At 55.7% G+C, this 12,239-nt stretch carries 9 protein-coding genes; 3 read left to right on the forward strand and 6 right to left on the reverse strand.

Annotated features, from left to right (window positions below; all coding sequences use genetic code 11):
* Positions 1-32 precede the first annotated feature (32 nt).
* Entirely contained in the window at positions 33-2,258 is a 2,226-nt protein-coding gene (locus tag K334_RS0109910; protein ID WP_027444898.1) for a CotH kinase family protein, read from the forward strand.
* Between the two features lie 131 nt (positions 2,259-2,389).
* Positions 2,390-3,115, forward strand: coding sequence for a nitroreductase family protein (locus K334_RS0109915; RefSeq protein WP_025882131.1), 726 nt, complete (start codon positions 2,390-2,392; stop codon positions 3,113-3,115).
* A gap of 47 nt (positions 3,116-3,162) precedes the next feature.
* On the opposite strand, the gene lgt is transcribed toward K334_RS0109915, so the two are convergent.
* The 4 genes from lgt to polA form a co-directional block, all read right to left on the reverse strand.
* Positions 3,163-4,023, reverse strand: coding sequence for a prolipoprotein diacylglyceryl transferase (gene lgt, locus K334_RS0109920; protein ID WP_027444899.1), 861 nt, complete (start codon positions 4,021-4,023; stop codon positions 3,163-3,165).
* A gap of 220 nt (positions 4,024-4,243) precedes the next feature.
* Complete coding sequence (gene ychF, locus K334_RS0109925) at positions 4,244-5,347, reverse strand: redox-regulated ATPase YchF (protein ID WP_027444900.1); 1,104 nt, start codon at positions 5,345-5,347, stop codon at positions 4,244-4,246.
* Positions 5,348-5,517: 170 nt separating this feature from the next.
* The gene (locus tag K334_RS0109930; RefSeq protein WP_027444901.1) at positions 5,518-6,513 is read right to left on the reverse strand and encodes an alpha/beta hydrolase; all 996 of its coding nucleotides are present in this window, start codon (positions 6,511-6,513) and stop codon (positions 5,518-5,520) included.
* 275 nt (positions 6,514-6,788) lie between these two features.
* Positions 6,789-9,551 (reverse strand): DNA polymerase I, encoded by a 2,763-nt coding sequence (polA, locus tag K334_RS0109935; RefSeq protein WP_027444902.1) that lies wholly within the window; start codon positions 9,549-9,551, stop codon positions 6,789-6,791.
* 88 nt (positions 9,552-9,639) lie between these two features.
* Here polA and K334_RS0109940 point away from each other — a divergent pair, with 88 nt between their 5' ends.
* On the forward strand, positions 9,640-10,617 hold the full coding sequence (locus K334_RS0109940; RefSeq protein WP_027444903.1) for a polyprenyl synthetase family protein: 978 nt from the start codon (positions 9,640-9,642) through the stop codon (positions 10,615-10,617).
* Positions 10,618-10,905: 288 nt separating this feature from the next.
* Here K334_RS0109940 and deoC read toward each other — a convergent pair whose 3' ends face one another.
* A complete protein-coding gene (gene deoC / locus K334_RS0109945; RefSeq protein ID WP_025882142.1) occupies positions 10,906-11,847 on the reverse strand; it encodes a deoxyribose-phosphate aldolase in 942 nt (313 codons plus the stop codon).
* Between the two features lie 12 nt (positions 11,848-11,859).
* Positions 11,860-12,192 carry a nucleotide pyrophosphohydrolase gene (locus K334_RS0109950; RefSeq protein ID WP_021590811.1) on the reverse strand — a complete coding sequence of 111 codons (333 nt, stop codon included), beginning with the start codon at positions 12,190-12,192 and terminating at the stop codon, positions 11,860-11,862.
* Between the last annotated feature and the right edge of the window lie 47 nt (positions 12,193-12,239).

Raw genomic sequence — 12,239 nt, forward strand, 5'->3', positions numbered from 1 at the left:
TTATTCATATCAAATTTTTCAGTCTCTTCCAAATGAAAGATCGTTCCGTATTCCCGCGTCCCCATTCAGTCGGTCGCGTGCTCGTGTGGCTTGTCAGCCTGTTTTCGTTGTCTTTTTCCGGCCTGCATGCCAAGCCCATGGCCGTGAGTCCGCGGTTCTCGGGGCTTGTCGACGGCCATAAATACAGGCTGGAGAGCGTGGCCCTGGGCAAGGGTGGCGTCTGCGACGGCAAGCACCACGGCGTGGAAAAGAAGGTCTACTACGAGCAGGACGAGGCCAAGTGGACCGACGACGGCCTCTGGGTGGCCGAGCTGGGCGAGGGGGGCGTGAGCTTCCGCAATGTGGCGACCGGCCGTTATCTGTCGTTCACGCCCGCCAAGGATTATAAAACCTATCTGCGGCTGGAACTTGTCGAGAGCAAGGGCGCCACTGCGGTGTGGACGGTGGGCACCACCGACGGCGCCTATACGTTCAGCTATGCCGACGGCGGCACGATGGACTACTTCATGGAGACGGCGAAGGACTTGCTCGTCGGGGCCAGCTCGGGCGACGGAAGCGCGAAGGAAATGCGCTTCACGCTCTACGACGAGGCCGGAAAGAAGGTGGCCGTGCCCGTGGCGACGCCCTTCTCGCTGTATGGCCGCGGCGTGACCTTCTGCGGCATGCGGCTGCCCTTCGACCAGCAGGGTGGCAGCTTCTTCTGCACCTTGCCCGCCGACGGCGCGCAGAAGACCGACGTAGGCTTGCAGGACGCGCTTTCGAGCGGTTGGCAGATGCGGGTCGTGGCCAAGGCTTCGGGGCTTCCCGTGGCGACGATAGGGGAGGTCAAGCCGGGCGAAGCCTATGTCTTCCGCCTCATGGAGGGAAGCGACGTGAAGGCCGAAGCACCGGTGGTCTTCACCTCTCTGCCCGTCATAGACCTGTGGACGGACGACCCCACGGGCGCCGAATACGCGCCGGGAAAGCTCAGTCTGCTCGACGGTACGGCCCAGTCGTTGCAGGACATACGTGCCGCCTTCCGCCAACGGGGGGCCACGGCGCGCCACTATCCCAAGTGGTCGCTCAACGTGAAGCTGCTCAATGAAAAGGGTTCGTCGCTCGACACCACCCTGCTCGACATACGGAAGACCGACAAGTGGATTCTCGACGCCATGGCCATCGACGTCATCCGCATGCGCAACCGCGTCTGCTTCGACATCTGGAACCTCTATTCCAAGACGCCTTACAAGACCGATTTCGACCGCCGCAACGGCACGAAGGGCCGCTTCGTCGAGATGCTTCTCAACGGGAAGTACAACGGAATCTACTGCCTGACCGACAAAATCAACCGCAAGTTGCTCGACCTGAAGAAGGAAAAGGTGAACAAGGACAAGAACGTGACCATCAAGGGGCTGCTCTACAAGAGCAACTCGTGGGACCACACGGGACTTCAGCTGTCACTGTTGGACGACAGCCAGCCCATGACGACCGTCGACTGGAACGAGTGGGAGCTGGAAACGCCCGACAAGCACCCGTCAGCAGCCGCCTGGCAGCCGCTCAGAGACCTCTATACGTTCTGCGAGGAACCGAAAGAAAAGTTTGCGGAGGACTTTGAAAAGCACTTCTATCTCGACAACGTGGCCGACTTCCACCTGTTTGTCCTGGCCCTGAACCTCATCGACAACGGCAACAAGAACATGTTCCTCAGCACGCCCGACCTCACCAAGGGACGCCGGTTCCTCATCACGCCCTGGGACTTGGACACCTCGTTGGGCGGCTATTACGACGGCCGCTTCAAGGAGGGAACCTACGACCAGACGGCCATTGCGGACGAACGGGTCAACAAGAACAATCCCTACGCCAAACTCTGGGAGGACAACTTGCTGAACTACCGCACCTATCTGGCCGACCGTTGGATGACGCTTCGAAAGGGCGCGCTGTCGCAGGAGACGGTCGACGGGCTGCTGGAGAAGTATGCGGGGCTGTTCATCGGCTCGGGCGCATGGCAGCGCGAGGTGGCCCGATGGACCGAAGGCACGCCGGTGGTCGGCGACCTGAAGGCTGAAATCGGGCATGTCAAGCAGTGGTATGCCCAGCGGCTGGAGCAGATGGATGCCTATTTCAAGCCGTTGGCGTCTGACATCGCTGTCGTCCGCCCGCCTTTGAAGAATGCCGGCACGGTCTATTCGATCGGCGGCCGCAAGGTCTCCTCGGCTTCAAGGCTGCAACAGCTGCCCCACGGCGTCTATATATTGGATGGCAGGAAGGTGGTGAAATGACCTGTTTGTAACACTTTCCGAGACTTGTTTCGCATCCGGACAATCGCTATCTTTGCATTCAAACAAAAAATCGGTCGGGCGGAAACGGACTTGGCGCTTCGACATTCTTCGATACCATTCATTTGAATAATATGACTTTACAGGAAATTCTCAATCACAGACGGGCCGTCCGCCATTTCGACCCCGAAAAGCAGCTCGACTCTGAGCGCGTGAAGCAATGTCTGGAACTGGCGACGCTGGCTCCGACGAGTTCCAACATGCAGTTGTGGGAGTGCTACCACGTGACCGACAAGGCCATGCTCGCGAAGCTGGCCCACGCCTGTCTCGACCAGCTCACGGCACGGTCGGCCCGGGAGATGGTGGTCTTCGTTACTCGGCAGGACCTCTACAGGCGGCATGCCGCAGCCGTGCGCCGCTTCGAGGAGGGCAACACGCGGCGCAACAGCCCCGCCGCGAAGCAGGAGAAGCGCATAGCCAAGTGGAATCTGTATTATGGCAAGGTCATGCCCCTGCTCTACAGTCGCTTCTTCGGCCTGAAAGGATGGCTGCTGAAGGGGCTGGCGCAGCTGGTGGGGCTGGCCCGTCCCATCGTCAGGCAGGTGTCGGAACATGACACGCGCGTGGTGGTGCACAAGAGTTGCGCCCTGGCCGTGCAGACTTTCATGCTGGCGATGAGCGAGGCCGGCTACGACACGTGTCCGCTGGAGGGCTTCGACAGCCTGAAAGTCAAGCGGGTGTTGCACCTTCCGGCGGCGGCCGAGGTCAACATGGTCGTCACTTGCGGCGTGCGGCTGCCCGACGGCGTGTGGGGCGACCGCTACCGCCAGCCCTTTGACGAGACCTACCACCGCGTTTGACAGGCGGTGGATAGGTTGAAATGCTTCTTGGCGGCGTCGGCGCAGGCCTACTTTCCGCTTCTTTTCATGCAATAAATCCCCAGAATGATGAAGGGGATGGAGAGTATCTGCCCCATGTTGAGGAGCATGCCCTGCTCGAAGTCCACCTGGACGTCCTTGGTGTACTCGATGAAGAAGCGGAAGGCGAAGATGAGCGTGATGCAGAGACCGAAGTAGAAGCCGTGGCCCACGGGACGCTTGGCGTGGCGGTAGAAGTACCAGCCCACGAAGAAGAAGCAGGCGTAGGCGATGGCCTCGTAGAGTTGGCCGGGGTGGCGCGGCTGCTGGTCGACGCGCTCGAAGATGAAGGCCCAGGGCACGTCGGTCACCTTGCCGATGATCTCGCTGTTCATGAGGTTTCCCAGGCGGATGAAGCAGGCCGTGATGGGGGTGGCGATGGCGATGTTGTCGAGCACCGTCCACAGGCGGACGCCCGTCTGTCGGCTGTAGATGACGAGGGCCAGCATGAGGCCGAGCGTGCCGCCGTGCGAAGCCAGTCCCTCATAGCCCACAAACCGCCACGAACCGTCCGCCATGTGGTGGATGGGAAGAATCATCTCGACGACGTGGTCCCACGACGAGAGGAAGTAGTCGGGCTGGTAGAACAGGCAGTGGCCGAGGCGCGCGCCGATGAGAATGCCCAGGAAGCAGTAGATGAGAAGCGGGTCGAAGACGTTTTCTTCGACTTTCTTCCCATCTTTCACGATGGTGCGCGTGGCTATCCGCTGGTCGCTGAACAGCCATTTCACCATGAAATAAGCGCCCACCAGGCCGATGAGCCAGCACGTCGAGTACCAACGCAGTCCCCATGATCCCAGGTGAAAGACGTAGAGATCGGGGTTCCAAAGGATGAAAAGTAAGTTATTCATAAGAGAAAAGGATTTTAAAAGCGGCCTCTCCCAACCCTCCCCAGTGGGGGAGGGCTTGCCTGCGGTTTGAAAAAGGGGGCAAAAGAGGTTGTTGCATTGTGGACTTGAAGTCAGCGACGCAAGATGGTGGCTCACCAACAGGGAAGGTTTGCCTACCGGTTTGAAACAGGCGACGCAAGATAGTGGCTCCCCTCCCTACGGGGGAGGGGCGGGGGAGAGGCTATACATTAAACCTAAAGTGCATGATGTCGCCGTCCTGCACGACATATTCCTTGCCCTCGATACCGAGCTTGCCGGCCTCGCGCACGGCGGCTTCCGAACCGTATTGGATGTAGTCGGCGTACTTGATGACTTCGGCACGGATGAAACCTTTCTCAAAATCGGTGTGGATGACGCCGGCACACTGCGGGGCTTTCCAGCCTTTATGATAGGTCCAGGCCTTCACTTCTATCTCTCCGGCGGTGATAAAGGTCTCCAGATTGAGCAGGGCGTAGGCCTTTTTGATGAGGCGATTGACGCCGCTCTCCGTTAGTCCCAGCTCTTCGAGGAACATTTGCTTGTCCTCGTAGGTCTCGAGCGAGGCGATATCTTCCTCGGTTTTGGCGGCAATCGTCATGGCCTCGGCGCCTTCGCGGGCAGCAATTTCTTCTACTTTACGGCTGTATTCATTGCCCGATTTGGCACTGGTTTCATCGACATTGCAGACGTAGAGCACGGGTTTGGTGGTGAGAAGGAACAGGTCGTGAGCCGCCTGTTGCTCCTCTTTGCTTTCAAAAGTTACCTCGCGAGCGTTGCGTCCCTGCTCCAGTACCTCTTTATAAGCCTCGAGTACCGTCACCATTAGTTTGGCATCCTTGTTGCCGGCGGCCGCTGCCTTCTGCTGTTTGGCCAGTTGCGCGTCGATGGTTTCGAGGTCTTTGAGCTGCAGTTCGGTGTCGATGATTTCCTTATCGGCCACCGGATCTACGGCCATGCCGCCCTCGCGCACAATATTATCATCGTCGAAGCAACGGATGACATGGATAATGGCGTCGCACTCACGGATGTTTCCAAGGAATTTATTGCCCAAACCTTCGCCCTTGCTCGCACCTTTCACGAGGCCGGCGATGTCGACAATCTCGCAGGTGGCAGGCACGATGCGACCCGGATGCACGATTTCGGCCAACTTATTGAGACGCTCATCGGGCACGCTGATGACGCCCAGATTGGGTTCTATCGTACAAAAAGGGAAGTTGGCCGACTGCGCTTTGGCACTCGACAAACAGTTGAATAATGTAGACTTGCCCACGTTGGGGAGTCCCACAATACCACATTTTAAAGCCATAATCTTGTTGAAATGTTTATAAGAAACGGTCCTTGCCGGACAGTAAATGATTGATATTCTTTAGATAATGCTGCAAAAGTACACAAAAAACATGAATAGGCCTATCTTTTAAGGGAAAGACTCGTCGGCCGGACTGCCCTGATCGTGCCATCCGAACCCATCAGAATCAATCAGATAGCCTTTTCTACAAACTCTTTTACGCGCCTGCTGTATTCCTTTTTATGGTCTCGATAGCTGCGGGCGTGCTTCGAACCGGGTGCTATCCACAATTGTTTCGGTGCCGGTTTGGCCCGGTAGAGGTCGTAAACCATGTGGGTGGGCACGAAGGTATCGTTGCTGCCGTGGATGAAGAGCATGGGTTTGCGACACCGGCGCACGGCGTCGATGGCCGCAAAGTCGCGGAAGTCCCAGCCGTTGCGCCATTCGCAGAGCATGGATGTGGTGTAGAGTAGGGGAAAGGCGGGCAGTGAGAATTGCTCCTTGAGCTGTCCTTCAAACTCGTTGAAGGTGCTGCTATAACCGCAGTCCTCCACGTAGGCGGCCACATAGCGCAGCGGCGCGTCGATAGAATCCTTGTTGCGACCGTCCAAATTCTGCTCGGGAAAGCCGCCGCTGAGCGTCATCACCGTGGCCGCACCCATCGAAACACCGTGCAGTATCTGGCGAGTGGCCGGCGAGGAACCCCTCCACAGGCTGTCGGCATAGGCCATCCACCGACGCACGAGCAACTGATCGTCGCCCGCTCCCATGTGCATGAAGTTGCGGGGGCTGCGTCCGCAGTCGTTAAGGTTGGGCAGAAGCAGGTTGAAACCCATGTCGGCATAGATTTTTCCAATCATAAGCATGGAGAGATGGCTGTCGGTATAGCCGTGAACAAGGATGGCAACGCGGTTTGTCGGGTGTGGCGCGTCGACGCGAAGGGCATGATATCGTCCGCCCGGTCGTGTGAGCCACACGTCCTTCCAGCCGCCATTGCGTCGCAAACTGTCGAGCCACGGTTTCATTTCGGGGTACTGTTGGCGCATGCGATGGTAACAATAGTTGATGCGTCGGCCCCTGTTGTTGGACGGTTGCAGCGAATAGCCCAACATATAGTGGCTGACGGCCAGAAGCAGACCTGCCAAAAGAAAAAGGATAATCAGAAGAATACGGATGATTTTCTTCATAAAAAGTAAATGTTAGAGGGCCTGACAAGCCCTGAATCCAAAAGATTCTATCAAATATAGTCAGTATATAAGCCCAAAGAATAGCTGCCATTGGTTGCAATTACGTGGCGCCAGGTCAGCAATCGAAAAACTAATATTCAACAAACAACTGTCATTGGTGTTTCAATCACGTGGCGTTAGGTCAGCAACCGAAAAACTAATACTCAATAAACAGCTGCCTTTAGTTTCAATCCGGTAGGTACTCCCCTCCTTGGGAGGGGCGGGGGAGGCCTCCTTTAATGCGCCTCCAGCCAGTTCTTTCCCCAACCGGCATCGGCCGTCAGTGGCACGCTTAACTCGTAAGCGCCCTGCATTTCCTCCATGACAATGCGCTCAACCAGCTCTTTTTCCTCGGGTACAACGCTGAAATTGAGTTCATCGTGCACCTGCAACATCATCTTCGAGCGCACACCTTCGGCCTTAAACCGCTGCCAGATACGCACCATGGCCAGCTTGATGATGTCGGCCTCGCTGCCCTGAATGGGTGCGTTGATGGCGTTGCGCTCGGCAAAACCACGCACGGTAGCGTTGCGGCTGTTGATATCGGGTAGATAGCGGCGGCGGTGGAAGAGCGTTTCGGCATAGCCTTGGCGGCGTGCCTGCTCTTTCGCCTCTTCCATATAGGCCCGCACTTTGGGGAAAGTGGCGAAGTAACCATCAATCAACGCTCGGGCTTCGCCGTTAGAAATGTCCATGCGTTGGGCCAATCCGAAGGTCGTGATGCCATAAATGATGCCGAAATTAGCCTGCTTGGCCTTCTTTCTTTCTTCGGATGTGACGTCCTCAAGGGCCTTATGCCAAATCTTCGCGGCCGTTGCGGCGTGAATATCGAAGCCCTCGCGGAAGGCTTCTATCATCGCTTCATCGCCCGAAAGATGAGCCATGATGCGCAGTTCGATCTGACTATAGTCGGCCGAAAAGAAGAGACAACCCGGTTCGGGGATGAAACATTTGCGTATTTCCTTACCATCATCATCGCGCACGGGGATGTTTTGCAGGTTGGGATCGCTCGATGAGAGGCGTCCTGTGGCCGTGACCGACTGGTTAAAGGACGTATGGATATGCCCCGTTCGGGCATTGATGAGTTTGGGAAGTGCCTCGACATACGTGCCGAGCAACTTCTTCAGGCCGCGATAGTCGAGGATGGCGGCGATGATAGGACTCTTCGGACGCAGCTGTTGCAGCACTTCTTCCGAGGTGACATACTGCCCCGTCTTGGTCTTTTTGGGTTTGTCTATAATCTGCATCTTGCCGAAAAGGATGTCACCCACCTGCTTCGGACTGGAGATATTAAACGATTCGCCGGCCAGTTCATAGATGCGTTGTTCGAGCTCCAGCAAGCGGTTGTTGAACGTTTCTGCAGTTTCGGCCAGTGCTTTCGTGTCGAGTACCACGCCCGAAAGTTCCATATCAGCCAGCACTTGGATGAGCGGCATCTCGATATGGTGGAACAATTCTTCCACGCCAAGCTCCTTCAGCTTAGGCTCCAGAATGTTCTTCAGCTTCAAAGTCACGTCGGCATCCTCAGCCGCGTATTCATAAATGTCGGTCGGAGCAAGGTCGCGCATCGACTTTTGGCCACGTCCTTTGGGGCCGATCAGCTCTTCTATGTGGATCGTTTGGTAGTTCAGATAAATCTCTGCCAGGTAATCCATGTTGTGATGGAGCTCGGGTTGGATGAGATAATGAGCAATCATCGTATCGAAAAGCGGACCTCTGACTTCAACGTCGTAACGTCGCAGCACCTCGATGTCGTACTTGATGTTTTGCCCTACTTTCATGATTTCGGCGTTTTCGTAGAGCGGTTTGAATATGTTGACGGTTTTTAAGACTTCTTCACGATTAGCGGAAATGGGTACATAAATCGCCTTTCCTTCCTCCACACTGAAGCTCAAACCGACCAATTCTGCGTCGATTGCGTTCGTCGAAGTCGTTTCCGTGTCTAGACTGATAATTTCTTTTGTAAGAAAAAAGTCACAAAAACGACGCATTTCTTCCTCATTATCAACGAGTTGGTAGTTATGAGGGGTCGTTTTAAGGCTCAAATAATCGGCTTTTTTTGCGACAACCGCCCCATCGTTCGTATTTTCCGCAAAGATATCAAGCTCAATATTTGCGTTTTTTTGCTTTTGTTCGGGTTTGTTTAAGATTTTGTTTGTGAGCGTCTTAAACTCCAGTTCGGTGAAGATTTCGGCCAGTTTGTTCTCGTCGGGTGCTTCTACCTTCAAATCGTCGAACGTCACATCGAGTGGCACATCGGTTCGGATGGTCGCCAAGAATTTTGACATCTTGATGTCTTCGATGGCCCCTTCCACCTTCTCGCGCATTTTTCCTTTCAGTTGGTCGGTGTGGGCGAGGAGCTCTTCGGTAGAACCAAATTCATTGATGAGCTTCGCCGCCGTCTTTTCACCTACCCCCGGACAGCCCGGAAAGTTATCGGCCGAGTCGCCCATGAGGGCCAACAGGTCGATGATCTGTGCCGGAGTGCTGATTCCATATTTCTCTTGAACCTCGTTCGGTCCTAACTTTTCGTAGCCGCCGCCATGTTGCGGACGATACATATATACGTTGTCGCGAATCAACTGGCCATAGTCCTTGTCGGGCGTGAGCATGTAAGTCTCGATGCCTGCCTCACCGGCGCGTAGCGCCAGTGTGCCAATCACGTCGTCGGCTTCAAATCCATCGGCCTGTAGGATGGGGATGCGGAAGGCCCGCAGGATGTCTTTGATAATCGGAACGCTCAACTTGATGTCCTCGGGCGTTTCCTCGCGCTGTGCCTTGTAGGCCGGAAACGCTTCGTGACGGAACGTCGATCCATGGTCAAAGGCCACGCCGATATGAGTGGGGTGCTCCTTGGTCATCACCTCGTGGAGCGTATTGACAAACCCCATCACGGCCGAAGTGTTCAATCCTTTTGAATTGATGCGGGGTGATCGGATGAAAGCATAGTAGGAACGATAGATTAACGCGTACGCATCTAACAGGAATAATTTATCCATTCTTATTTGTTTATTTGGCGTAAAATTAGTAAAAAACAATCACACTTCCCGATTAATTCATTAATTTTGTGACAAATTACAAATTAGAATGGACTACCTTTCTCTTATTCAGCGGCCTATCCAAGCCGAATTGGCCGATTTCATCGCGTTGTTCCAAGCTTCATTAGACCATTCCGACGGTCTTCTGGCCCAAGCGCTTGCGCATATCCGAGGTAAAGGCGGCAAGCGGATGCGCCCGATGTTGATACTGCTGATGGCCCGCAACTTCGGTTCGGTGAGCAGCGTCACGCAGCATGCGGCCGTGGGACTGGAACTTCTGCACACGGCCAGCCTCGTACACGACGACGTGGTGGATGAGAGCGGCGAGCGGCGGGGCCAGGCCAGCGTCAATGCCACGTACAACAACAAGGTGGCGGTGCTGGTGGGCGACTACATCCTGTCGACGGCCTTGCTCTACGTGTCGCGCACCCATTCGGAAGTCATCGTGCGCCACCTGGCCGAACTGGGCCGCACGCTGTCCGACGGCGAGATTCTACAGCTGTCGAACATCCAGAACCAGCAGATATCTGAGGAGGCTTACTACGAAATCATCAAGCGCAAGACGGCCGCCCTGTTCGAGGCTTGTGCCGCCATAGGCGCGGAGAGTGCCGGGGCCGACGGAGAAGCGGTGGCCGCCGCCGCGCTGTTCGGGCAGAACCTGGGCGTCATGTTTCAGATTCGCGACGACATCTTCGACTATTACGACGCCGCTGAAATCGGCAAACCTACGGGCAACGACATGGCCGAAGGCAAGTTGACGCTGCCGGTCATCCACGCGCTCAACACGACCGGCGACGCCGACATGGCGGCTTTGGCCCGCAAGGTGAAGGCCCGCACCGTCACTCCCGACGAGATTGCCCGTCTCGTTGCCTTCACCAAGGCCCATGGCGGCATTGAATATGCCGAGCGTCGCATGCGCGATTTCCACGCTTCCTGCCTGCGGTTCATCGACGAAAGGGTGGGGGATGCGGCCATCGGCGAGGCGTTGCGGGCCTATCTGGACTTCGTGATAGAGAGGAGGAGTTGAGAAGGAACCAACCCTACGACCTACCCCGGCCCTCCCAAAGGGAGGGAGAACTGACTTGCGATACAGTTGCAATGCTAATTAGTTCTCAAGATTATTTAGGGAAATAAAACTAATAGAAAGTCAATAGAAAGTAAATAGCCAATATCTTTGCTTTAACGCAAAAGATATTGGCTATATTCTTTTAAAACGATATCACGCCCCAAGTGTTTCAAGCAGCGTATCGCAAGTTAGTTCTCCCTCCCTTTGGGAGGGCCGGGGTGGGTAGCTGGGTCGTTGGTCCGTCCTTTTTTAGAAGTACTTCACCTCTTTCCCCTCAATCTCACTTAGCAGCAGGTTGGCCAATCGGCTGGTGCCGAGGCGCAACCACTTGTTGGTGAGCCACTTTTCGCCCAGCACTTCCTTCACGATGGTGTAGTAGGCGAGGGCGTCGTCGACCGTGTTGATACCGCCGGCAGGTTTGAAACCCACCTGGCGACCCGTCTGGTCGTAGTACTTCTTGATGGCCTGGCACATCACGTAGGCGGCCACCGGCGTGGCACTCACCTTCTCCTTGCCCGTGGAAGTCTTGATATAGTCGGCACCCGCGTACATAGAGAGGATGGAAGCCTTCTTGATGTCGGCCGTATCGCGCAGGCAACCCGTCTCCAGAATCACCTTCATGGCCACATCGTCGCCGCAAGTCTCCTTCAGTTCGCTGATGTCGTCGCACACCCCTTCGTAGTCGCCGCAGAGGAACTTGCCCACCGGCATGACGATGTCGATTTCATCGGCGCCATCCTTCACGGCCAGTGCCGTCTCGGCCACCTTCACTTCGATGAGGGCCTGCGACGAGGGGAAGGAGCCGGAGACGCAGGCGATGTTCACGCCGTCCACGTCGAGCGTGTTCTTCACGGCCGCGGCGAAGCAGGGATACACGCAGATGGTGGCCACGTGGGGCAGTTCGGGATAGTCGTTGTCGAAGCGGTTCACCTTCTCCGTGAAGGCCATCACGCTCTCGTCGTTGTCCGTATTCTTGAGCGTGGTGAGTTCAATGCTGCCGAAGAGGAATTTCTTAACCTCCAAATTGTTGTTTTCGGCCATTTTCTCGTCGAGCAACTGCTTCACTTCCGCAGCCACCTGCTCGTCGTTGAGCGCGCAGTCATACTTGCTGAGCGTTTCTTCATACTTGTTTTCACCGGCTTTCCGGTTCTCGTTGATGTCGTTCATCACTGTTTCTTTGATTGTTCCCATAATGTTGTTATTCTATTGGTTATCAGTAAGTTTCTTATTATTGATGTGCCTTGTGGCGTCTCTCTTCGTTTTCTTTTCCATGCTTTTCCTCAGTTCGTCGGTCAGGTTCACGCCCGTTTGGTTGGCCAGGCACAGCAGCACCCAGAGCACGTCGGCCATCTCTTCGCCCAGATTGGGCTTTTCGCCGGCTTTGAAACTCTGGTCGCCGTAGGTGCGGGCGATGACGCGGGCCAGTTCTCCCACCTCTTCAGTGAGGCAGGCCATGTTGGTGAGTTCGCTGAAATAGCGCACGCCGTAGCTCTTGATCCAGTTGTCTACGGCCGTTTGGGCTTCTTGGATGGTCATGTTGTTGGTTGTTGGTTGTTGGGTTGTGAGGTTGTGGGGATGAATGG

This window comes from Segatella baroniae DSM 16972 = JCM 13447 (genome assembly GCF_000426585.1).
GTDB classification, from domain to species: Bacteria; Bacteroidota; Bacteroidia; order Bacteroidales; family Bacteroidaceae; genus Prevotella; species Prevotella baroniae.